This is a genomic window from bacterium (assembly GCA_037128595.1).
Lineage (GTDB): Bacteria > Verrucomicrobiota > Kiritimatiellia > CAIKKV01 > CAITUY01 > JAABPW01.
The window spans coordinates 39,560-63,604 of the sequence record JBAXWB010000018.1; the positions used below are offsets into that span (position 1 = coordinate 39,560).

Annotated in this window: 14 protein-coding genes and 1 tRNA gene; 3 read left to right on the forward strand and 12 right to left on the reverse strand. The window is 56.5% G+C overall.

What is annotated here, in order from left to right:
- Positions 1-16: 16 nt before the first annotated feature.
- From WCS52_12090 to WCS52_12110, 5 genes are all read right to left on the reverse strand, one after another.
- Positions 17-1,450: a hypothetical protein gene (locus WCS52_12090; protein MEI6167927.1), complete on the reverse strand. Its 1,434-nt coding sequence runs from the start codon at positions 1,448-1,450 to the stop codon at positions 17-19.
- A gap of 49 nt (positions 1,451-1,499) precedes the next feature.
- Positions 1,500-3,383: a hypothetical protein gene (locus WCS52_12095; GenBank protein MEI6167928.1), complete on the reverse strand. Its 1,884-nt coding sequence runs from the start codon at positions 3,381-3,383 to the stop codon at positions 1,500-1,502.
- A gap of 33 nt (positions 3,384-3,416) precedes the next feature.
- Complete coding sequence (locus tag WCS52_12100; GenBank protein ID MEI6167929.1) at positions 3,417-5,255, reverse strand: hypothetical protein; 1,839 nt, start codon at positions 5,253-5,255, stop codon at positions 3,417-3,419.
- Between the two features lie 214 nt (positions 5,256-5,469).
- The gene (locus WCS52_12105) at positions 5,470-5,745 is read right to left on the reverse strand and encodes an HU family DNA-binding protein (GenBank protein ID MEI6167930.1); all 276 of its coding nucleotides are present in this window, start codon (positions 5,743-5,745) and stop codon (positions 5,470-5,472) included.
- A 109-nt stretch (positions 5,746-5,854) separates the two neighbouring features.
- The gene (locus WCS52_12110) at positions 5,855-6,457 is read right to left on the reverse strand and encodes a thermonuclease family protein (protein ID MEI6167931.1); all 603 of its coding nucleotides are present in this window, start codon (positions 6,455-6,457) and stop codon (positions 5,855-5,857) included.
- A 234-nt stretch (positions 6,458-6,691) separates the two neighbouring features.
- Here WCS52_12110 and WCS52_12115 point away from each other — a divergent pair, with 234 nt between their 5' ends.
- From WCS52_12115 to WCS52_12125, 3 genes are all read left to right on the forward strand, one after another.
- Complete coding sequence (locus WCS52_12115) at positions 6,692-7,831, forward strand: ABC transporter substrate-binding protein (GenBank protein ID MEI6167932.1); 1,140 nt, start codon at positions 6,692-6,694, stop codon at positions 7,829-7,831.
- A complete protein-coding gene (locus WCS52_12120; protein MEI6167933.1) occupies positions 7,828-9,792 on the forward strand; it encodes an ATP-binding protein in 1,965 nt (654 codons plus the stop codon). The genes WCS52_12115 and WCS52_12120 overlap by 4 nt, the downstream gene beginning before the upstream one ends.
- A 1,104-nt stretch (positions 9,793-10,896) precedes the next feature.
- A tRNA-Ser gene (locus WCS52_12125) sits at positions 10,897-10,984 on the forward strand.
- 256 nt (positions 10,985-11,240) lie between these two features.
- On the opposite strand, the gene WCS52_12130 is transcribed toward WCS52_12125, so the two are convergent.
- From WCS52_12130 to WCS52_12160, 7 genes are all read right to left on the reverse strand, one after another.
- Entirely contained in the window at positions 11,241-14,231 is a 2,991-nt protein-coding gene (locus WCS52_12130; protein MEI6167934.1) for a sugar-binding domain-containing protein, read from the reverse strand.
- A gap of 30 nt (positions 14,232-14,261) precedes the next feature.
- Complete coding sequence (locus tag WCS52_12135) at positions 14,262-17,054, reverse strand: LamG-like jellyroll fold domain-containing protein (GenBank protein MEI6167935.1); 2,793 nt, start codon at positions 17,052-17,054, stop codon at positions 14,262-14,264.
- 180 nt (positions 17,055-17,234) lie between these two features.
- Entirely contained in the window at positions 17,235-18,869 is a 1,635-nt protein-coding gene (locus WCS52_12140) for a PucC family protein (GenBank protein MEI6167936.1), read from the reverse strand.
- Complete coding sequence (locus WCS52_12145; protein ID MEI6167937.1) at positions 18,859-19,062, reverse strand: hypothetical protein; 204 nt, start codon at positions 19,060-19,062, stop codon at positions 18,859-18,861. Before WCS52_12145 ends, WCS52_12140 begins: the two co-directional genes overlap by 11 nt.
- 55 nt (positions 19,063-19,117) lie before the next feature.
- Positions 19,118-20,686, reverse strand: a complete 1,569-nt coding sequence (locus WCS52_12150) for a sialate O-acetylesterase (GenBank protein ID MEI6167938.1) — start codon at positions 20,684-20,686, stop codon at positions 19,118-19,120.
- A 29-nt stretch (positions 20,687-20,715) separates the two neighbouring features.
- Positions 20,716-22,020, reverse strand: coding sequence for a hypothetical protein (locus WCS52_12155; GenBank protein ID MEI6167939.1), 1,305 nt, complete (start codon positions 22,018-22,020; stop codon positions 20,716-20,718).
- 16 nt (positions 22,021-22,036) lie between these two features.
- Complete coding sequence (locus tag WCS52_12160) at positions 22,037-24,037, reverse strand: beta-L-arabinofuranosidase domain-containing protein (protein ID MEI6167940.1); 2,001 nt, start codon at positions 24,035-24,037, stop codon at positions 22,037-22,039.
- Positions 24,038-24,045: the final 8 nt, after the last annotated feature.

Genomic DNA, 24,045 nt, shown 5'->3' on the forward strand with positions numbered 1-24,045 from the left:
CCACCTGTGCTTCGCGCTAATTTGTTCGCAAATTTTCTTCCATGGATTCTGCTGAAATAGTTTTTTTGGCGCCGGGGCTCCGCAATCGATCCATGTAGGGTTGACGCAAGGAAGGCTTCAACCGGTTAATAAAAAACTGGGCGTCCGCCGCATAATCAGAGGCATACGGTTCCCTGGCTTTGGCTTCAGCAATGGAGGTATACTTTTCCGCGAGCCTGATGTCCTGGTCATTCCACCCCAGGTTCAACAGGACAGCGGTCCCGTGATTGGCCATAGACTGAGTCACCGTTTTGCCATAGATCCGGATATCATCGGTCACGGTAATCCCGGAGATGAGAAAGGACAACTCTTTGAATCTGAATGCCGGATCATCGGCGATGGTGATGTCAAAAAACACTTTGGTTCCCGGCTTGGCCCCGGGTCCATCGCTCACTTTGGAAATGGACCGGATGATCGTGGTGTTTTGCTTGAGATAATTGTATTGCCAGATCTCATCAATCGTTGCCGGCCAGACACTGTCATCCCCTTTGGCGCCATAAGTTCGAAACAACCATTCCAGATAATCCTGACAGAAAGTGGGGACGGAATCGGCACAGAACTCGTGGGTCCCGAAGTGCACCAAGGCCCCGCTTCGTTTCATCGCCAGCGTATTGGCCTTTGCCTTGTCCAGGCCGAATGTCCGGGGAAACGCCAATTTAGCCAACTTCAGGTCATTCCGCCTGAGATCAAGGCCATCTTGCGGGTAAGTCTGATAGCCGCCATCCGTGACGCAGCACCTGATTTCCGGCAAGGCATAGGCGGCCTCAATATAGCGATTATCGCCGTTGGGACGGACTTCGACCGTCGGATAGAGGCTGAGTTTCTGTTTCAGGAAGTCCAGATTCGCTCGAATGGAAGTATAAGGCTCTTGAGAGGTTCCGGATTCGTGGCAGTACACGCCTCCGCCGAAGTCGGAAAAAGTCTGGAGTTCGCCCTCCGAGATATAAGGGTTCAGCTCCCCTCCTCTGGCCGGCACCCAGACGTTCATCGGGGCAACACCAAACCTGAATGGAACCACGTTTCCACACCCATCGGTCGCCCCTTTGTACTCACCCGCATAAATGCCCTGCCGGTAGGGAGCATCCGATTCATCATGGTAATAATAGCCCTTGTCATTTCCGTAGAGGAATGCGGTCTTGCGGGTGGAGGTGAACCGGTTATTGGCATATCTCTGCAAATAGGAATAAAACCCGACATGACCGTCATCCCCGGTAAAGGCGATCGCCCAATCTTTATTGTATTTCAGGGGGGCAATGGATAGCTGGATCCCATCGACCCGGGATGTGTCTGTGACATTCACCCCGATCCGGTAGGTTACCCAGTCGACAGTGGTGACAGCTGCTAAAGTCTCAGCAAATGCTAAAAACACCAGTCCCAGAACAGAGGCCCATTTCACGCTGAAATTCATCATATTTTCCTTTGCAAACTCACGTTCACCGCTATCCTGATCTGGAACCCTCCTAACGGATCCCGTAAACCGTGCCGATCAGATAGGTCAAAGATCCGTAGAGGTGTACCTCAAGGGCATCAGGCACGCCGTTGTTATTCAGGTCAACCGTCATCCAGTCGGGAAGCGTTGCCGTGATGCGGACATCGTCCAGATAAGCCACCCCCCTGTTATGCACCTGAAAGCTCGAATACGTGCTTCCTCCTGCCGCAAACGGCTGATCGACCAGCAACAAAACGCCATTAAGGAATATCGAGATTTTACGTAGTGAAAAATCCTGACACACGGTCAAGCGGATGAACTGATTTTCCTGTATTACCGGAACGGGTCCATTGGTGTAATTTTGCATGCAGGTCACCCAACCGCCGGCGGTGGCTACCACCAGATAGCCGCTCCGATTCACATAACTGACGAACAGGGCGGTACCGGTCGGCGCATTGATCGGCTCCCCTCCCAAATGTGGTGCCAGATAAAAGTCTGACCACACTTTCTGATCGGCGGCTGAGACCATGCGGTTTGAGATGACGGCACTATCCGGCAAAAAGACCGCCTGACTCACCGTTCGGCCCAGGCTATATCCGGCCAGCCCCCCGCCATTGGTCACCACCACGCCTGCCGTGGCACCCCATCCGCGGAATCCCAAGGCGTTGATTACTGAGCCTAAAGCATATTTCTGAAAATCATCAACAAAGGGAATCCCCATCACGGCATGATCAGTGAGATTATTCGTGACCGCAAACGGGCCGGTCATATCCACCCCAGTCAGGGATGAGATGAACCGGGAGGTTGCTCCCTGAAAGTCCAATCTGCCCCCAGGGGTGAGAGACAAAACCCCCGAATGATTGAACGTCACGCCCTCCGCCACGGTCACGAGCCCTGCAGATCCCACCGTCACCGAACTGCAAGCCAGAATACCAGACGACTGGACCACCCTTCCCGACACGTTCAAAGTTGACACGGTCACATTCTGGTTCAATGTAAGAGCCACCCCCGCCGCCACCGTGATACTTCCGGAAACCGTGAAGGCCGTCCCGGCGACAGTCACATTCTGGGTGATGGTCAGCGCTTCGTTATAAGTCCCCCCGTTCACACAGAGAACATCCCGCGGCCGATAGGCATTCAATGCGGCCTGCAAGGTGGGATATACCGGGTAACCGCTGCTTCCGCCAACATACTGTGTTCGTGCGGCATACCCGTAAAGCTGCAATTCCCGGGCATCCGCCAAGCCTCCGGCATCCCCGTTCCGGTTGGCCGTCAGGGTCGGGTTGCAGGAGGTTTGAATCCATACATCGTCCAACCAGGCGCTATTTTGTGCATTGCGGGCGATGAATTTACCATAGGTGGCCGCCGTCCCCACAAAGGGAAGATCCTGGATTACCAACTGGTCATTGACCATCAGGGCTGAATTAGACTTTGCATAGTCCTGATAAATAGAAATATGGGCCCAATTACTTGTAATCGGCTGGACAGGCATGCCCCACACATCATTACTGCAGGTTACCCAGCCATTTGAAGTGGCCACCACGACATAGCCGGCGGTACTGTAATAATGGATATGACTGGCGGCATTCGTGGGGGGCGCCAGTTGGACATCCCCTTTAAACGGCTTGATATGGAAATCGGTCCATACTGCGGATAAGACATTTGAGTTCACCCCATTTGTCAGCCCCGCATGCCCACTGAAAGACACCGAATTGGTCGCGGCCGCATCCGCAAAACGGTTGACCCCATTGGTTACCACCACGTTTGAATCAGAGCTCCAGTGATTCGTCGCAGTAGTAAAATCAAGCCCCACCCCATATCCCTGAAAGTCGTCACTAACGGGCAGCACAGCCCCGGCACTCATTGCTATCCCCATCACGGCGGAGAGAACCCAAAATTTTATCATGCTTTTCATGTCACCCCCAGTCATCAACCGCATCGGGCTGGATTACATGATGATGATCATCGTGGCTTCCGAAGGTATCAGAACCCATTCGGCAGGGGTCACAAACGTGGCGTTATTGGGATTCAGCAGATTCGAATAAAAGACACGCTCAGCCCCGCTGAAGCCCTGAAGGTTCACCGTGGCTCCGGGCGACAAAGCGCTCAGGTCCAGGTTTTTCACATAAAGCGCCTTTTTGCCTGCTCCCACACTATTGGTCAGCGTGAGGGTGCTATTATCAGACACAAACGCGAGCCGGTTGATGGAGAACGGTTCATCGGCGACACTGACATTATACCCGTGATCGGTACTTAAGGCCTCCATCTGGACGTTTGTACCAATGGCCAGGGTACCTTGGGCTGCCCAACCCCACTGTGCACTGTTGGTCATGGCCACATGCAGAACGGCGTTGGAGAGCGTCATCATGGAGTTTGCGCCCACATTGACGACGGCATTGGTACCAAGACGCATTTTCAAAGTCTGATCAAGCGCCGCCCCGGTCACCGTATTCGTTGTGTTGGCCACAATATCAAAAGTAGCCGCAGACTGATCATCCGAGAAGTGAAAAGCATAAGGATCGGAATCAGCCGCATACCCCTCCATGCGCGCTCCACTCATGGAAAGCGTGCCCCCATTATGAATGCGCAAATAGCTATGACTGGTATACGTGACATCGCGCGCCACATGCAAAGTTGTCCCCGCCCCCATCGCGAAGCATCCATTCACCCCACTGATCAGCATGCTTCTGCCGTAATTAATCCTGTACATCCCGCCAGCGCCGGAAACAGCTCCTGTCCGCGACAGGATGAACAGATTGAAATACTGATCAACTGTATTTCCCGCCGTCCGGAGAAACAAACGTCCCGTTCCGGCAAGTAGATTCGTCCCCGTTTGAGAGTTATCTTTGCCACCAAATGAGGACGCCACATTATTAAAAGTGATGTCAACCACCCCCGCTCCACCGACGACCGCGCTTGCTCCGGACGTCTGCACATGGAATGCCCGTTGCACATTTGTCCAGACCATATCCCCGTTCATGGTTACATTGGCCCCGTCCATGAAATAGATGCTACCCATATTGGGCGGATCAGTTTGGATCAAAGTCCGGTTACAGGTCAGGGTTCCTCCAAACGTAACCGACGAATTGTAACGGATGTAGAGAAGTCCAGGTCCATCAATGGTCCCGGATCCCGTTATGGCCACCTTTGCACTCCCCGCAATGGCATTAAGCCTCCCGGGCCCCGTAATCGTCCCATTGTTCGTAAATAAGAACGGAGAATAATCAATCGTCCCGAATGTAAACCCACTTGCCGCACCGATCTCAACCCGGCCTCCTGCATCAATAGCAAAGGTGCGATCTTTTCCTGCACTCCACTGCCGGTCATCCGTACTGGTGGATTTCCACACTCCGCCCGAGCGAATGGTGACGGAGGCTGCCTCCGTAAGCGCAGTTGATAAAGAACTCAATTCCATCATTTGCTCAAACACACCGTGAGGACCAACGGTAATAGGGCCGTTTATCCCCGCCCTCTGGATAGCACTTCCGGTAAGCAACAGCGTATGTGTGCCAGAGCCCGTCGTAGTCCCGATGTCAATGGCACCCACATCAATTCTTTGAATGTCATTCTTCCACTGGGAGCTATAGTCTCCATCCACATTGATGGAAATATCATTGGTGGACACTGGCGCAACCCCGCCCACCCATCGCGCCGGGTTGGTCCATATTCCTGTCGTTGCATCGAGCCATACAGAGGTCGTCGCTCGTGCCGTCAGCCCGCCTGCCAGCAGGATTACGCCAAACAGGAGCCCCAGGATTGATTTCGATAAAAACGTTACTGTATTCATAGTCGCTTTTCTCCCCTTTTCCAATTCGTTCTAATATATCCCGTATTCCACTTGTCACAAGTGACTGAAAGAGACATACGTGTTTGCAAAACGGACATCGCCGTCCTGAGACTGGTTATCCGAGGCAAGAGGTCAGGAGGGCGAAAGCAGAGAAGAAGAGTTCCAGGCAAAAAAAATGCCCGCTGTCACTTGAACAGCGGGCACCCAGGAATCTTTACACCGTCAGGATGGCATCCTTGGCGGCCTTGGCGATCTTGAATTTCAAAACCGTCTTGGCGGGAATCTCAATGGATGCCCCTGTGGCAGGATTGCGCCCCGTCCGGGCCGCACGCTCCACCTTGACAAGTTTCCCCAACCCCGGAATGTTGAACCCATCCGACGCTTCACGGAACGCCATTTTGACCAGGGCCTCCAGCAGCTCCGCGACCTGTTTCTTTTCAACTCCGACCGTTTCGGCCAACTCAGTAATGATTTCACTCTTGGACTTCATAACGTCTCCTTGTTGAGATTGATAACAAACACCCCTTGACTTTACGCTCCCCAGCGTTCTGTAACAAGCGGATAATGCCGATAATGGCGCCCCGCATCACCCCTCACCCCTACCACGTCATTTTCAAGAGGGGCTGGATCTTGTTTTCTTCGGGCAGCGCGGGGGTAGGATTTTGATATTCCCAAGGCCGCTCTGAAGTCACTACCGCCCAGACACCCAGCTTTTTCTCCCTGGCCTGCTGCTCGGCTAAGGCCAATGCTTGAGACTGGAAATATTGAGGGTAATGCCAAGCCCACCCTTCCGCCACCATTTCCCGGTTGACCCATCTGCTCCCTACATAAACCTCGGCAATCACGTAGTCATACCCATCTTCCATGTCTTTGATACTGACCACCTGGATGGTCACCTCATTACCCAGTACTTTCCCCGCCAGAATCTGCCGGGAGGCATCCCAGTAGATTTGCCCTTTTTCGGGGGCTTCAATTTCCGCCAGCCACACCTCAATTTGACGGGTCTCAGGGGTGAGCAACGTAAGCGTTTCCCCACTGGCCACGTCAATGACTTTGCCAATGAACACCTGTCCGACCTGAATGGCCGGACTTCCCTGACTTTGCAGACGCAAAGTTACCTGATTAGGCTCCGAATAAACCATTACCGGGAGCCATAAAACGCCACAAAGAAAGGTAGCATAAACTTTTACTAATGCGTTCATGACGTCACCTCACCTTCTGTAATACGTACTGTTTTCAGATTCAGATAACGCGCACCCCTTACTTAACTTTAATCGTCCCTATGGCCTACCTCACTCCCTTCTTCCCCATAAACATTATACTCGGGACACCCTTGATTGAGAAACATAATATCCATTGTGTATCAGCCCCGGGCATCGAGCACCCCTTTACTTACCGTGTTTTGTTTGCGATAGTTATTACAAATGAAACGCACCATGAGTCTGTTTTTATTATTCCTTATCGTGGGCGGTCTAGCCCTCTGGTGGGGGTCTCAGCGATCGACGTTGCAGCCTCCCCCAGTAGCCGTCCCTGCCTATGACCGTTATGATTACGGCCAAGGCGACACGTCCCGCATCATTGACATTGGCACCCAGCCCAGCGATCTGAGTCCTTCATTTATCAGCGAATGCCTGTTCCATGACCGTATCTTACAGCAACAACTCGCGACCGGGGGCTGGACGCTCCGCGAACACCGCTATCTCAATGGCCGGGATATGCTCCCTTACTGTGACGGCCGGCTCGAGCTTATGCTCCTCGGCGACCTACCGTCCTTCCTTGCCATGGCACACTATCGCACCGGGCTTTTCGCCATCAGCAGTCACGGGTATGACACCATCATCTCCGCGCATACGCTCACGCCTGACCAATTGAAGGGGCTCCGGATCGGGTACCCGCCAGGCACCAGCGCCCATTTTACGCTCGACCGCGCCCTCACCATTGGCCATCTGGCATTTACCGACATTATTTCAGTCCCGCTTCAACAAAAAGACATGGAATCCGCCTTGCGCAACCATCATGTGGATGCGGTGATCGCCTGGGAACCAACCGCCTCCGGCATCTTTGCCCACCTCCCGGGCACCCGCACGGTTTTCCGCTCCGAGACTTACACCTATATCGTGCTCGACCTGGATTTCTGTACCCGTCAGCCTGCACTCCAGCAAAAGCTTCTCGCGGCCGTTCTGCGCGCCATACGCTGGGGAAGTCTTGACGATCAGAACCTCCGCACAGGGCTCCAATGGATGCACGCGGGAGAACTGGCGTTCACAGGAACTGCTACCACCGAGGCCACTGACAAATGGATCAACCTCCTTCGCCTGGAAGGCATCGCCAACCCATCTTTCCCCATGCTGCCGCTTGGCCTTGCCGACCCACAGGGCCAGTTCCATCAACAGTTCGAATTCCTGAAAAAGAATGGCCTCCTCGCGGACTCTAACAACTGGGACCGCATCAGCGCCTGCCTTGATTTGACAACCTTACCGGGAATCGTCAGCAATGAATCCAAGTGGCAGGTCGACCGCTTTGACTACGCCCCCGCCAAGCTCTTCAACGTCAATAAACGGGCTTTGACCAAATGAAGCTCATTCCTACCAGCTTCCGGGCGCGTATTATTTTGGGCTTCAGCACCCTCATCCTTATTTTCATGGGGACGATGATCGGGGTTGAGTTGGCGGGTATTCCGGGCACAGCCATTGAAGGGAGTTTCGCCCGCCAGCGCGCCAGTGTTCTTAACGATATGGAGTTGGTCTCAACCCTTTTCAGCCAACGGATCAGCATTTGGTCCACTGATTGCCGTAGCAGCCTCGAAGGGTTAAGCCGGTCCCCCTTCCTACGGCGCACCTTGGAAGCCACTCCCCCTGCGGGCGCCCTTGAACTGACGGGCGAACTCGAGGCTTTTTTATTGAGTCATTCCCCTTTTGATTCCATCGCCCTCATTGACCCTGAAAGCGGCACCGTCCGCGCTGAAGCAGGGAAAGTGATGAATAACCGGTCTGCCGCTGACACCATGTTCACCCCCGCCCAACTGGCACGCCTGGTCATCCCCGGCTATTCAGAAACCATCGACGTTCATGCGTCATCCAGCAATGGCGAACACCTGCGCCTCATCCGCCAGGTGATTTCACCTGACAGCCCGAACAAGGTGAAGGCCCTCCTGGTTGGGCAAACCAGCCTGGACAACGCTTTCCAGGCGCTCATCGGCACGAGAGCGGCCCTTGACTCGCGCGACTGGGAACTCCTGCTTGCCAGCAATTTCAGCAGCACAACCAATATCATCCGCCAATACAACCCCCACTCAAACTCAGCCAAATATATTATTGATCAGCAAAATATTTTCCCCACCTTAGGCCTGGCTATCTCCGGAACAGAAGGCGCCTACGATGGCCCCGACGAAAACGGGCGAAAGGTACTTGCCTTCCATCGCCAGATCAGAATCAACGGCAGCATCGCCTGGGGGCTGGCGCTAAGGATGGATCATCGCCTCGCACTTAAGCCAGCTGCAGCGGCGCTTATAAATCAAGTCTTTTTCTGGACCATTCTCATGATTATCGGTATTGGCATCTGCATCCTGATCGCCCGCCAACTATCCAATCCTGTCCATGAGCTTATTGCCGTGGCACAACGCATCGACCAAGGCGATCTCACCGCCCGTGCGGTAATCAACGATCAATCTGAACTCCTTCTCCTGTCCGACGTCTTCAACAACATGCTTAACCGCCTCCAGCATTGGCATCAGAATCTAGAGCTGGAAATCAGTGAGCGCACCCGCGAGTTAAGGGCCAGCGAAGAACGCTTCCGCCAGCTGAATTCGAAGTTGGAGAAACGTGTGATCGAGCGTACCAAGGCACTTGAATCCGCCAACAGCGATCTGGAGTCCTTCAGTTATTCGGTTAGTCACGATTTGCGTGCGCCGCTTCGTGCCATTGAAGGGTTCAGCCAGACTATTGAAGAGGACTGCTCCGGAAAGCTGAATGCCGAGGAAAAGGAATATCTGGCACTCATCCGGAAAAATGCCGCCAAGATGTCCTCCTTGATCGAGGACCTGCTGCGCCTTGCGCGCATGACCCGGACCGAAATGCGTCATGAACCCGTCGATCTCACTGCACTGGCCGTTGAGCTGAGCCATTCAATCCAAGCACAGAATCCGCAGCGCCGGGTCGACTGGAGAATTGCTCCCGGTCTCCGCACCCAAGGCGATAACGCCCTCCTGCGTATCGCCTTGGAAAACCTTCTTAACAACGCCTGGAAATACACCGGACACAGCGAACAGGCGATCATTGAGTTCAGCCGGACAAAGTCCGGAGAGCCCCCGGCCTTTGTGGTGCGTGACAATGGCGCCGGCTTTAACATGGAATATTCCAGCCGGCTTTTCTCCCCGTTTCAACGAATGCATTCCTCACAGGATTTTCCCGGGACAGGTATTGGCCTCGCGATCGTCCAGCGCATCATCAGCCGGCACAGGGGGCGTATCTGGGCTGAAGCCACGGTCAATCAAGGCGCGGCCTTCTTCTTTACGTTAGCCGATTCTGATAACGCCTGATCCGGCCTAGCCGGAACCAAAATCCGGATGTCCATGCTCCTGTTCCCGCTTTTGCCACTCGTTTAGCAATCGCATTACTCCACACCGGCTCCACCAGTTTTCGGGCAGGTCACATTCCCTGTTTTCCACTGCCATACCGACTTCATCTTCAGCAGGATCAATTACGCCGAAACGGCGCAGTTGCCCCCTTAATCCCACATCTTTCGAAGTTATAACCCATGAGGAGAACTGTGTTAAAGGATTGAGACCCGACAACGGTAGCCCTTTCTGCTTTCCCCTGTTACTTGGCGTTCATTGAACCATTGCTCCACGTCAATCGGCTCAAGTTCATGGATGAATTTGTCTCCGAATTTGCGGGCGAAAACCTTGAATTTCGAGAAATACCCATCAATGGTAATCTCGGCCGTGCCACCGCCGCGCTTACTCTGCAGGAACTCCTCAATCAAACCAGATACCGTTCTTTGTTGCGGCCTTGGTCTTACGCGAAATCATGATTCTTTTGTCACCAGTGATCTTGCGCGAAAGAATCACTTGCCAAGATGCCCCTCGCTTCCTTATGTTGTAACCCGTTTTAAGCATTGCAGCCCTCGATTTCGAATTTAGGATACGGGGCGATGATGTCAGTCTCCATTAAAGACATAGCCGCAAATGCTTTAATACAAACGACTTTGGAGAGGTGGCCGAGTGGTCTAAGGCGCAGCACTGTCCGCCACAGGCGGATCCGCCAGCCCGCTGAGGCGGGCGTGTGGCGGAGAGATGCTGAAGGGCACTCGAGTCATGCGTGAAGGAATGTTTTATTCGTATGTAATATGGAGTGAAAAGCTCGGAAAGCTTTACGTTGGATCGACTGAAGATCCGCACAAAAGGTTGACCCAGCACAACAAGGGATTGTCTCACTTCACATCGCGGGGAGTGCCGTGGGTGTTGAGATATACTGAAGGTTATTCGGAAAACGTAGTAGCAAGGCAAAGAGAGCGGTTTCTTAAAAGCGGTGCTGGAAGAATTTTTATAAACCGTGTATTGTTGCAAGCCGTTGGATATCCCGAATCTGAACTTCCTCCAACATGTTTGATTTTTGAACGTTTTTGACCATTTTTATTTTATGGAGAGGTGGCCGAGTGGTCTAAGGCGCAGCACTGGAAATGCTGTGTACCGCAAGGTACCGTGGGTTCAAATCCCACCCTCTCCGCCACTTCCGCCATATGCCTGTAAACATTGGCTACTACACTCATTCACTCTTCGCGACGATACTTTTGGATAACGGTAAAGGATAACGTTTCCATTTTCGTCACCCATGTTTAAGGATGTCGGAATTCAATAAATTCCTGATCACCGGCCAGACGTTCAGCCTCCTGTCCTCTTCGACCACCACAACACCGGCGAGGAAAGCCTCACCCAGAAGGAATCCGACTCCGGTACAAAACCTACCGGGAAACCCTGACGGCTGATCACGTGGCCTGAATAAACACCACGTAGTTGTTTGCCTCCGCCGGGGGCGTGCCGGTCCAGTTGTTGGTTCCCAGATAAGTCAATTCCCCGCCGTTCATGTCGTCGCTGCAATAGATCGAGTGGGAACGTCCGTTGATGATGATCTTGTCGGCGTTTTTTCTGAACCCGGTGGGGCTGCTGACCACCGGGAACTGTTCATTCGCGTCGTCGTAAACCACGTAGACCCGCCCCACCCTGCCGATCTTGAAGACCACACCCTCGCCCGCCGAGGTTCGGGCATCGCCGTTGGCAACCATGAGGTAATCGGCGCCCTTCAGGTAATCCGGCAGTCCCTTGAAGACCCATTCCTCATCCGTGTAGATACGCTTGCCGTCGGCCGCGCCTTTGGCCAGAACGGCCCCGTTCGGGAAAGCAACGCTCAACCCAAAAAGGCTTTCCCCCGTCGCGGAAGCGCCGGGCAGTTCCTCATCGAAGGCATCCATCGGAGGTTTCGGCGCAGGGCCTAGATCGGGATCGTACACGGGTTCGCCGACCATGACGACGGGAAGAACCGCTGGTAATCGACGGGCGAGGCCGTTCTGCAATCCTTCGTCATGCGACGGAACGTCCACCGTCGCGGCCTTGAGCTCGTCCGACTCAGCCGTGACCCTGATCGTTCCCGGAGTCTCGGTAGAACGGATGATAACGCGGTGGATGCCGTTGAGTACGGGGAGTTCCTGGGCGTTGGCGTATTTCTTGACGTCCTCCTCCCAGATGCCCCCGCGCCAAACGGCGGGGCCCTCAACCTGGTAGCGGACAAGATTCTGCGCGAGCGGACAGCGGCGGCCTTGAATATCAACCGCCTCGGTTTCGATCAGAACGAGGTCGGAGCCGTCGGCGCGCAGGCCGTCAGGATGTGCGATCACCTTCAAGCGCAACGCCGCCGGATCGCCGGCCGTTTCATGCGCGGAGCGGGCCGTTTCCCTGCCGGCGGCGTCGTACCCCACCGCTTCAATCCGGCCCGGCTCCCATTTGACCTCAGGGAACGTGAAGAGGAATGTGTTGGCGCGCCTGCAGCCGGGAAGATCCCGGCCATTCAGCAGCAGGCTCACCCGCTCAACGCCGGGACTGACGAACACCACCATGGGCTTGACGGTGCCCGCCGGATAGTTCCAATGGCCGGGAAGGAAGATGGCGGGGCGGCCCTCCGTCCAGAGCTCCCGGGTGTTGCTCCACATCGTCTGGTTGCAGAAGAAGGCATCCTTCGGCACGCGCATCGCGTCGGTGGGGCCGCTGCGGCGGAACGTGTCCACGCTGCGGGTAAAGCTGTCCGAGTCGGCGAAGAAGATCTGGGTACCGCCGTTGCAGACTGCCTCGCCCGTGCCTGGCCGGGCCATGTAGTATTGCTCATACACCATGGATTGCATCACGCAGATGTTATCCTGGTTCCGGTTCCAGCCACCGGCATTGTCGGTGAGCTTCCACTCGCCGCCTTTGTTGAAGTAAGGCGGCGACCATTGATCCCACCAGCGGCGCGGCGATTCATCGCGCAGATACTCGGTGTCCACCGAGAGGCGGACTTTTTCCTTTCGCACGCCATACATCCATGAAACCCATTCGGGGCCTTCGGAACGGCCGCCCATCGGGCGCCGGGTTCCTCGCGGGTCCCAGCGGTCGCGCAGGGCGATCATTTCCCGAGTGTGCTCCGGGGTAAGGACGTTGTTGGCGGCCTCCCAGAGGATGATGCTTGGGTTGTTGCGGCAATAGAGGATGGTGTCGCGCATGATCGCCACGCGCATGTCCCACTCGCGCCCTACCGAGTCGTTCTCGCGGTCGGCGCCGGGCATGATCTGCGGCAGGCCGACACGGTCGCAGGAGGCGACATCCTGCGGGGAGGGCATGGTATGTTCCCAGCGGACCACGCGGGCATTGCCCTTGACCATGAAGCCGTTGGAGAAATCGTGAAGCCAGTCAGGGTAGGCCGCGCCGACGGCGGCCCATTCGTTCTGGCTGCGCGGAGTGTAGCCGTGGGTCATGAGCGCGCGGTTGTTGAGGTAGAATGCCGCCCCGCGCACCTCGATCTTGCGGAAACCGGTCGTGAGCTTGCGCACGTCGGGTGGCGCGCCCGACCCGGTGCCGACAATCGTATAGACATCGTAGAGATACGGGTGGCCGGGCTGCCAGAAATGCAGGCCTGCCACGCTCCCGCCGAGTTTGAACGTGACCGTCTCCTGCGCGTTCACTTCGAGCGGCGCTGCCACGAAAGCGGCGACCTCGCGGCCATTGCGGTCCACCAAAACGGCCTTGCAATGGGTCGTCCTCGCCGCAGCACCGTCATTGCGCACCTGCACCTCGATCCCTATATCGGCGGTCCGCTTTTCGGTTGAGATGTTTTCCGCATGGACATAGGTGCCCTCGGTTTCCAGGAAGGTGTAGAGCGGGTGGGTGGCATAAACCTCCGGAACCACATGAAGGAACACGTTGCGGATGATACCGCCGTAGAGGGAGTTGAATTCCGGGAAATACCAGCACATGGCCGCACCGGTCTCGAACTCCTTGTCGTCACAGTCGATTTCGACGTGCAGGAGGTTTTCCATTCCAAGCCGGACCTGCGGCGTGATGTCGAACCCGAACGGAGTCACCCCGTGGGAGACGCGGCCAAGCAAGTGGCCGTTCAAGTAGAACTGCCCACGCTGGCGGATTCCCTCGAACTCAAGGATCAAGTGCCGACCCTCATAGTCCCTGGGCACGGTGAAGCGCTTGCGGTAGGTATGAGGTCCACGATCCTTGAGGCCGCTCCTGATCCCCTGGTAGCCGAACCGTTCGTGGTAAGTGTGCGGGGTTGAAACCTGTTCCCAGCCCCCGTCGTCCGTTCCTTCCAGCGCAAAACGGCCTTTGGCCAGCCGCCATCCTGAATTGAAGTTGAGTTTTAACGAGGAGGACACGGGCGGCTGATAAACGGCCGCGCCAACAGGGGCGTTGTTCATGATGGGTCCCTTGATATTTTCCATGCGCTCCCGGTTTAGCGGACGCCTGCAAGCTTACTTTTCCGGCACGTTCTTCATGATTTGTCCAGCGACTTTCGCGCGCATCCCATCATAGCCGCCGAATGACTGGAGCAAGGCGCTTGTGCCCTTGTTCAAGTCCATCATGGCACCCGGCTTGGGCGCCAGAACCTGCAAAACAGCCTCCCACGCCATCTGTTCGTCACCCGTGCGCTCCTTGACCTCGAGGTAAAGGGTCTGCAAGTAACGGGCATCGTCAATCCCTTCACGCGTGGCCAGCCAGCCCAACGTGCCGTACCATTTCGTGTTCGGCCGGTTAGCGAACCGCTCATAATTCTCCGGATAGACGAGGCACAGATTGCTTGCAGGCGTTGTGTTCCAGTCATAACAGAAGACCGTGATATTATCCAGATAGCGGCAGTACCAGGACATGAGCCCGATTTGGTAACGGACATAGGGCATGGTAAAGCCACGGGCCTGGTCGTAAACCCACTTGATATTCTGCTGATACCACTGGCGCTGTTCCTTGTTGCGAACGAGGGCTTTCATTTGCCTTGTTTTCTTATCGATGGAAACCGTCAGATGATTCCAGAAACCGGGGTCGGGTCCGCGTCCGAGACTCAGCACTTGCACGCCTTTGTCAGTCCTGAAAAGGAATTGCCCGCCATTTTCAAAATAATAATCATACCCCGATCCAAAAGGCGTTCCGCCGCCGTTGTACCAGAGAGAGATACTCCACCCCGCCGAGTCTTTAAGCGGTTTTGTCGGCGGCTGCAAGCGGTCGCTCATGCCGGAAGCAAATCTCAGCCCTTTCCCTAGTCTTCCTTCACACCAGGCAGCGCCATCCTTAATGGTGGCGTCATTGCCATAGCCACTTCTGTCGGCGGCGACGTCCCCTTTGCCTTCGTCCATCGGATAGTAGGCCAGCAAACCATCTTTGGCGGGTTGTTCGCTCTGGCGCAGAATCTCCTCGTCCGTCAATGCCCGGCCGTAAACGCGCACTTCGTCTATCATCCCCTTGAATCCGTATTTGGGTGCATTCCGCATTCGACCGATGATTGGAATGGCCTGGAAGGTGTCGGCCATCTCACCCGTGAACGGACTCGAAATAATAGTCTCCGGGTCAGTATAGAAAGCTCGGATGTTGTTCATACATGACTCGTCTATTCCCGACTCCCAGTGGGACGACCCCATGTTGAGCGGCCAGTTATGCGTGGCCCAGACTTTGAGACCGGCCTGATGCGCCCTATCGGCAACAAACCGTGTCCAGGCCCGACGCCATGAAGTTCCGTCCGGCTCATCCACCGGAAAAAGGCGGAGGTCCAATCCGATGCGTTTGGCTTCATCACGGGCTAGTTCCATGACCCGAACCATCGTCTTCTCAATTTGCGGCAACTTGGCCTTCAGCTCCGCCACCAGGTTGGTATCCACCGGCTTGACCGGTGCCGTTTTGGGTGTGGCCTGCTGGCCGGTTAGAGGATCAATCAGGACGTTTTCGGCGAACCATTGTTCACCAGCGGCACCCTTGATCCCGGCCACTTTGAAAGCCGCGGACAGCGCAGCCGTTTGTACGGAACGGTCATTAACGCGATTCGACAACCCGGCTTCTTTCAGCACTTTCGCCAGTCGTTCCCATTCTTCTGAATTGGCTTTCAGTGAGCCGTCGGCGTTGATGGTAACCTTGAAACTGGCGCCACCTACCAGCGCCAAACCGTCGAACCCGTGATCCTTAATGTCCTGGATGCAGGCAACGTTGTCCGGCTCTTCAATCGGCGTCCACTGTTGCCGATACATCCAATACGTCTGCCGAGCAGCCGCCAACTTGAAGGGGTAGACCTCGAGATGCAGGGGAATCCGCCCTAGCACCTCTTTTCCGGCGCGGACAACCACCGTACCCATGTACTGGCCGGGAGGCAGGTCTTCCGGCAGGTGCGCGTCCAGCACAAATCGCTTGGTATGTCCCGCCTTGAGGGACACACCGCCTTCCTCGATCGGCTTGAGCAATTGAGGAATGGCGGCCTGTTCGAGCCAGGGCAGCGTCTGGCTTAATCTCTTGAACTCCGTGCTATCAACGAAGTAGCGCTGGAAATCCTTGGGCGCCATACTCCGCTTTACACCTTGTCCCGCAAGCGGCTCGACTTCGAAGGTGAGACCTTCAAGCGGCTTCAGACCGAATACACTGAAGGAAACGGGCTCCCGTTCGCCGGCGCATGCGGACAGTTTCAGTTCATTCCCAACCAAATCGTCAAGCGCCGGAGCCTGCTCCGGAAAGACGAACTCCTCCAGCGGACGAAGAAAGATCAGATCAGGGTCAGGGGCTGGACGCGTCGAGATTGCAGATATCTCCACAGGATACTCACGCAACCCTTCTGGAATCCGCGACACGAGTTCCAAGGTGTTCTCTCCCTTGCGGATCAAACCGGAGTCCGGCTGAAAAAGGTACTCGTAGTAGTGTGACCGGTAGTTCGCCTGCGCCAGGATATTCCAGGTTTCGTCCATCGCATAAGTACCGGCAGGCTCCGTGTCGTTGAATGGGACGTAATCGCTATCGGCTTTCAGGTACCAGGCCCCGGATTGTTCTGTGAAGGATGGGAGTCCTTCGAGAACTTTCTCTTTCCCCTGCACCTTAAGCCGGTCGTAGATCGTATTCTTGGTGTTTAGGATGGCCACATTCTTCAGCGTAAGTTTTGTCCCGTTGAGTGCGAGTTGCAGTGTATACGCGCCCTCCCGCTCGCCCTTGGGCAATGCAATCCGCGCCCGCAACCAGATCAACTGCGATTGACTGGCCGTTTTGGCCTCAAATGTCACCGTGTGTGTCTGGCCGTTCATCAGGCGAATAGGTCTCACGCCCTCCGCAGATGCCGTCTGCGCAGGAATTGATGGGCTGGCCAAAGCCAAGGAACACATCGTTACACTCGTTCGTAAACACGTCGTCCATTTCGTTTTCATCTTGATCTCATCCTTTCTAAGTCAGTTTGATAAACATCCATGGCGTACGGCCATGACATCTTACGGTCTTTCCATAAATCGCACAAAAGCAATGAACCCAGCCAAGATCGCCGCCTGCAGTGCAAGTTGGAGTCCGAACAAACCTGCAAAATGTGCATTCCCGGAGCGAAGATAGTTGAAAGCATAGACCGCGCTGACCGCTATGGCCCCACAGATCACAAGTCCGTGAACGACGATCAGGCCGCGGTTCACCCCGCCGTCCTGACACGCCGGCAAATCTTCAAGCCGGCAGTTGCCTGCCGGTGGCTGGTAGCCCGCCTCGCCCCCCAACCGCTTCCACACGCGAAAACCCCGATAGTGGAAGTAGAAGGCGATGACCGTGAAGGTCCCGCTCCAGAGAAAGAGGAAGCGATAGGCATACTGACCGTCCGGAAAGAACCGCCGCACCCCGTCCAGGAAGAGTCCGGCCAGCAGGCCGCCAAGCATCGTGCCTGCTGAGCGGATCAGCGATTGGGCTCCACAGAACTGACCAAAGCGCTCGCGCGGGAAGAGTTTCATCTCGCGCGGCAATGATGCGGCGCCCATTATGGCTGCGCTGAACATGCCGCATGGAAGCACGGCGATTGCGGTCCAGAAGTAGAACCCGGCCGAAGGCGGTTCGACGAAAAGCCAAATCCAGTTGTTGAACGCCAGAAATGCCCCCATTGCCGCACCGTAAGCGATCACACGCACCGGGTGCCAACGGTCAACCAGTACCCCGGCAAACACAATCGCCGCCGCCACGCTCCATAGGGAGATGGCTCCGAGTTTGCCGATCTGGTCCAGCGTCAACCCCAGCGACAGCGAGAAGAAAGTGCCGAAATTCCCCAGAATCGTCCCACCCACGGCACCGAACATCGTATACAGGAACAAATCCCAATAGAATCGACTTGAGTAGCACTCCCGCGCAAACGTCCGGATATCTTGCAGCAGGCTCGGACTCGGAGCGAGGTCGTCGGGCGGAGGGTATTCGCGCTCCTTCACACGCAGGCACATGAGCCCGAAACCTACGGCATATAATACCGCGACGCTCAGGTAGATGACATGCATGTGGCTCAAGGCATATTTGAAGATAAAGAAGCTATACAAGCCGCTGCTCACGGTGCCCACGAAGCGAAACCAACCCATGAACCGCCCAATGTGAGACTCGGGCACGACGTCGTTGAACAGGTAGTAGAACACCGACGCCACAAACATGTTGAACAGGTCGAAACAGCCTGCAAACACCGCCAGCAAGATGACGACCACCGATGTCTGACGGATGGCATTGCCGGCAAAAAAGACGCTATGGACCCATCTGCCAATGTCGTCGCTGAATCCGATCAGCACCAACGACAGCGTGAGGAACGGCAACGTCGACAGAATGAAGGGGATGCGCCGGCCCCAGCGGCTGCGGTAGCGGTCGCTCTTGAAACTGACCCACGGGCAGATCGTCGTGTTGAAAATGCCGGGAAGGGTGGACATGATCAACCCGATCGTCCAGTTGGGAGAGTCCAACCCCTTGAGTTTAAGGGGCAGGATGGACGGCACGATCGCCTCCATCAGAGTGAAACAGAATTCGCCCCACAACAACCAGGTGAAGACAGCGAACAACCCGTGGCGGGTGTAGACAAGATTGCCACACCGGTAGGTTTTCACGGTCGCCTCATTTGTCATTGGCGTACCTATTCTCATTGCTCTCCGTCTTGACCAGTCTGATAGCCGTGTACGTCATCCCCTGCTCGATCACCTGCTTCGGATGCTTCGGGTCGCCGCGCTCCGCCAGATAAGTGTAGGCGGGACTGTGAATACGCTTCCCTTCCATTTCGAGAAAGGTGCGGCCGTTGAGGAATCTAATGTTAGTTTTCACGATGCTCCTTATGACTGCGAAACAGAACCTCATCAAGACTCATGGCCGGTTGCATCTACTTGACAGCCGTGACACCCGGCCCGTCGTCGGTTCGGAAGGGACAGGCAGGCAGGCCCTCCTTGTTGTACAGGTTGCACGCAGGATTGTCGGCCCAGGCGTAGCGTAGAGCAACGGGCTTGTCGACCTTGTCGCTGCGGACGACGACGGCGTCGCGGTCGATCTTGGCCTCGGCCCAGACGAACTTCCGATCTTCCCCGGCGACGGCGAATCCCTTGACAGGCTGGTCATTCTTGGTCACCAGGCCACCGCCCACATGCTTGAATTTAACGCGGATGGCACCATCCTCGATCCGCATCGACTCATAGATCGGGCCGGAGTAGACCAGATCCTTGCCGTAGGCCACCTTCATCGCCGCCAGGGCCAGTCGTGCGCCCACCTCCTGCTTGTTGGCCGGGTGCAGGTCGTTGGCATCGCCGATGTCGATCGTCACCGCCAAACACGTCCTGGGAAGCGACAGGGCCATCGCCTGAGCCTCACGGAGTTCCGCCCAGGCGCCTTCGACGGGCTCATCCTTGACCGGACCGTAGTTAGCGATCTGGACGATCAGGAAAGGCAGTTCCTGTCCGGCGTTCCTGCGCCAGGATTGGATCAGCAGGGGCAGCCGCTTGCGGTATTGGCGGGCGGCGGGCACGTTGCCTTCGCCCTGGTACCATGCGACACCAGCCAGACCGAACCGCATCAGGGGGTGGATCATCCCATTGTAAATCACCGACGGCGACCAGCGTACGTGCCCCGGGTCCAGCGGGGGCTTGGGCGCTTTCGGGTCATCAGGAGTGCCTGCGGTTCCGGCCTGGGCTGCGGGTTGTGTAGCATGCTCCTTGCGATACTCCGCCAGCCGCTTTTCATAGGCCGCCATCACGGCCGGGAAACCTGCGACGCTCTTCCGCCAGCGCTCGACTTCCGGCCGGAACTCCGCTTCGGCTTCCATCGCCTCCAGCGGCGTCCAGGGCTCGATCGGGGTGCCGAGCCAGGAGGCGTGAATCAGCCCGACGGGGACCGAAAGTCTCTGGTGAAGTTCACGCCCAAAGTAGTATGCCACAGCCGAGAATTTGGCGACGGTTTCCGGGCTGCACTCCACCCACTCGCCCTGGACGTCGTCCAGCGGCGTGGGCGAGGTCTGGCTGGCCACGCGGAACAGCCGGATGGTCGGATATTTCGCCTGGGCGATTTCCTGCGTGGCATTTTGCGCACTGGCAACGCTGCGTCCCATATTGGACTGCCCCGAGCACAGCCAGACTTCCCCCACCAGGATATTGGTCAATTCAATCCGGTTGCGACCCTGTACGACCATCGTCACGGGCCCGCCGCTCTTGAGCGGCGCCAGTTTAAGGGACCACTTGCCGCCCTTATCGGTTGTAACCGCGACCTCCTGACCGGCTACGGAAACGGTGACTTCTTCCCCCGTCTCCGCCCATCCCCACACAACTACCGGTGCGCCCTGCTGAAGCACCATATTGCTGCCGAAAATCGCCGGTAGCCTGACATTCGCCATTGCGGACGAGGCTATGAGACCGCCACAGGCTATAAAGGTCGTTAAGAAAGCGTGTGTCCATACTCTGTTCATACAGTTTCCTTTCTCCGGAGTTATTGCGATCACAAGATCTCTCCTGTTGTTTTCGGTTCGGTCAACGCGAGCAATTCAGAGTCGATCATAAAGAAGATCGCAGCTGTAAGAATGCCGCTGGTAGGAAGAATCTTCACCTCGTATCCAGAAAGATCCACATCCGCGTCTCCGTACTCCCATCCCGTATCCAAAAGGACATCAGCTGGCCGTATCTGTTCGATTTGATCTTTTCGATAGGTGGCGATGCAAAAAGCCACGGTACCGCCCGCTTCACGGAAACGATCAATCAGATGAAAACTACCTGCATCGTTGAAAATGTGATCGTACCCGGCCACCAAAAGGAAGTCGCCCTTTTGAAAAGACAAATTTGGGTCGGCTTTCTTAGGGTCCAGCGTGCGCGGATCGATTCGAATGAAGAGCCCGCCATCGTGGGGCATCCCCAGAATGGCCGCGACTCCGTGTCCGCCAGTAATCGCGAAAGCCCGGTGTCCCGCGTGGCGCGCCTCGTTCGCCAGCTTCGCGATCCGCACAATCTTGTCCGATTGATTTTTGCGAACGGTCGAGAGTCGGTTTCGCGTCGCCGCCAGCCAACGCAATGCAAGTTCGCCTTCTTTCGCCGCCGGGGGGCAGAAGGCCTGGAAGCGGATGTCGCGCAGTTTCGCGTTGCGTTCTTTGCCGGTTGGGATGCGGATGGACTGATACATCGGCGGCATGCTTCCGTGCCGCGTGCAGGCGGCGACAAATTCACCTGTCCACACCCACAGCGCCGCCATCGCCGCCGTTTCATAAGTAGGTGTCACCCATGTGCCAACGGCGGAACGAAACAATCCGTTCCCGACGGCGGCGGGAATGATCATCTCTGCGTCCGCCTTGAACGATGCCACTCGCGCCTGTTGGAGCAGGTTTGTGCTGCCAAACAGAATCACTCGACAGCCATGCCGGCGATACAGCGCCAAACGTTCGAGATCCTCCGCCATGCGATCCTCGCGAAGGCAATAGAGTAAAACACCCCGCCACTCCTTTTCCGGCGATCGCCCCAACATGGCCATCACTCCGCCGCTGCGATACTGCGCTTCGGCAACGAAAGCGGCGTTGCCGTCCGCACCGAGGCCCAGGGTGGCGTCTTCCACGTACCATTCCGCCGCCGCGCTTGCACATGCCGTGATCGCCGGTAACTGACGTTCCAGTTCATTCAAGGTCCAAAAGACCTGCCGGTAATAAGCTTCCGCACCCACCGTCGGGGGAGCAGACTCTTCTGGCGTTGCCGCCCAATCCGTGCCGGCCGAGAGTGAAGTGATCACAATAAGCGTATGTAAAATGGCAAACTGTTTCATGATTCCTGACTCCTTGTTATTGAGCACAGACCGGAAAGACGGCGAGTCGAAGTTGTGTGCAACCGTAGGGCACGAGTGTCACGGTTTCGAGCCGCTTACCCAGACGCCCCGTCAGATCCTGTGGCGCGAGCAATTGAGGAGTGAAGGCATACCGGCCATGCTCGGTTTCGTCCCGAACGCCTCCATTCGGCGCCCAGTAATGTACCTTAACCGTTCGAGGGCGTTCGATTTTCCAGCCGGACACCCGGCGGGCCGGAACATGCAACAGGCAGGGGGTCGTCCCGGCATCCCAGGGAAATCCGGTGGCGGGTCGGCGGACCACGCTTACGCGCTCCTCGAGTGACCGCTCATCTACAGCCAGCGCATAATTCCACGGACTGGCTGGCGTCAGGTTCCACGCGGGCAGATCGCACGTCTGATTTTTCTCCGCCCGGTCGATTACCCGGTGTTCGCGAATCGGCAAGGCGTACACCAGAGGCCCGTGCTCGACGCCAATCCCACCCCGCGGCCAGCGGCTGAGTTTCAGTTCCATCGGCAACGTCAGGGTGATGCGGTCGTTCGGCTCAAAGGTCCGGCGCAGTTCCGCAAACGTGCCCGGTCGGCATCGCAACCGCAAGTCCCGCCCGTTGAGAGCGATGACCGCCTTGCGGCACCAGCCTGGAATGCGCAAGCGAAGCGAAAAGGTTGCCGGCCCGTTGGATCGAACCTGGAATTCGATGTGCTCCGAAAAAGGAAATTCGGTCTCCTCGACCAAAGTCACCTCGCGGACTGGCTTTCCGACCTGAAAGGTCAGGCGTGAGGCTCCGTACAGGGCAGCAACCACCCCACCGTCGTGATCGCGCAGCCACATCCGTGCCGCGTAGTTGGGCAGGATGCGGTTCACGTTTCCGGGGCAGCATTCCGTTCCTGGATTCGGCCGGAACGACATCCATTTCCAGCCACGATGGTAATCGTTATGATTGCTCTTGTCCGTTGCCAGCACCTGGTTCGGGCAGGAAAAGTATTGCAGCGCCTTGAAGTCCTTCGTGACCGCCCCCGGCGCGGCGTTCAGGCAGGCCCGTTCGATCTTGTCGGCATATTCCGCGCGCCCGGTTGCCAGCAGCAGATGGCCCGCCCCCCAGGTATAGTCGGCGATGTCGCAAACTTCATGGCTGTCGAGGGGGTCTTTTCCGCGCAGCCTTTCGCTGGAACTCGGAATCCCGCTGATCAACATCTGGTCGCGATCCATCTTGCGGTAGGCGTTCACCGCGGCGGCCAGCGCCCGCCTGTCACCCGTGTGCGCATGGATCAAGGCGCCGAGCTTGCCAATCTCGTTGTAGTTGACGCCGTGATCAGTAGCCCGCTTGACCGAGAGCAACTGGCGCTGTGCGGTATCAGATGCGGACTGCCTCCGATTATAGTCCCGATAGGCCTTCATGGCCAGGCGTAAGAGCCGGCGGTCACCGGTTTGCCGCCAGGCCCATAGCATCGGCTCCAGGTGGCAGATCTCACGGCCGTGGCTGTAATCTGCCGTGCCGGACAGATAATACCGACGGATCACCTCGACGAAGCGTCGCTCACCGGTGACGCCTGCATGAGCCATCAGGGCGCGGAAAAGAATGACATGCGGCCACTGGTTTTCCTTCTCGCGTGGACGCAGGGCGTTAATGCCCAGGAACCCGTCTTTTGCCTGATGGCGGAGCACAAACTCGATCTGATCCAGCGGCTTGCGAAGCAGGGCCTCGTCCCGCAACAGGTGGGCGCAGCGCAAAGCGCCGTCGATCCAATAGGCAATCTGTTCATACGGCCACCAGATAATCTTGCCCTTGGTAATCAGCCGTTGCGTACCCCACCCTTTCGTGTCGAACGGATAACCAGCCGCCTCGATGTGACCGGTCAGCCCCGTAGCTTGACGTTCCAGCCACACGCGTAGCCAGCCCTCGGGAGTGATGGATCTCAAGGCGACTTCCTCAAAGGCGCTATATACCGGCGTAGCGCTCGAAGTTGGGCGGCAATTCATTCTGCTTGTTTCATTCATGGCTTCCT

Excerpts from the sequence above, each read along its gene's own strand:
- WCS52_12090 (MEI6167927.1), bottom strand. The coding sequence starts at position 1,450 with ATGATGAATTTCAGCGTGAAATGGGCCTCTGTTCTGGGACTGGTGTTT.
- WCS52_12095 (MEI6167928.1), bottom strand. The coding sequence starts at position 3,383 with ATGAAAAGCATGATAAAATTTTGGGTTCTCTCCGCCGTGATGGGGATA.
- WCS52_12100 (MEI6167929.1), bottom strand. The coding sequence starts at position 5,255 with ATGAATACAGTAACGTTTTTATCGAAATCAATCCTGGGGCTCCTGTTT.
- WCS52_12105 (MEI6167930.1), bottom strand. The coding sequence starts at position 5,745 with ATGAAGTCCAAGAGTGAAATCATTACTGAGTTGGCCGAAACGGTCGGA.
- WCS52_12110 (MEI6167931.1), bottom strand. The coding sequence starts at position 6,457 with ATGAACGCATTAGTAAAAGTTTATGCTACCTTTCTTTGTGGCGTTTTA.
- WCS52_12115 (MEI6167932.1), top strand. The coding sequence starts at position 6,692 with ATGAGTCTGTTTTTATTATTCCTTATCGTGGGCGGTCTAGCCCTCTGG.
- WCS52_12120 (MEI6167933.1), top strand. The coding sequence starts at position 7,828 with ATGAAGCTCATTCCTACCAGCTTCCGGGCGCGTATTATTTTGGGCTTC.
- WCS52_12130 (MEI6167934.1), bottom strand. The coding sequence starts at position 14,231 with ATGGAAAATATCAAGGGACCCATCATGAACAACGCCCCTGTTGGCGCG.
- WCS52_12135 (MEI6167935.1), bottom strand. The coding sequence starts at position 17,054 with ATGAACGGCCAGACACACACGGTGACATTTGAGGCCAAAACGGCCAGT.
- WCS52_12140 (MEI6167936.1), bottom strand. The coding sequence starts at position 18,869 with ATGACAAATGAGGCGACCGTGAAAACCTACCGGTGTGGCAATCTTGTC.
- WCS52_12150 (MEI6167938.1), bottom strand. The coding sequence starts at position 20,686 with ATGAACAGAGTATGGACACACGCTTTCTTAACGACCTTTATAGCCTGT.
- WCS52_12155 (MEI6167939.1), bottom strand. The coding sequence starts at position 22,020 with ATGAAACAGTTTGCCATTTTACATACGCTTATTGTGATCACTTCACTC.
- WCS52_12160 (MEI6167940.1), bottom strand. The coding sequence starts at position 24,037 with ATGAATGAAACAAGCAGAATGAATTGCCGCCCAACTTCGAGCGCTACG.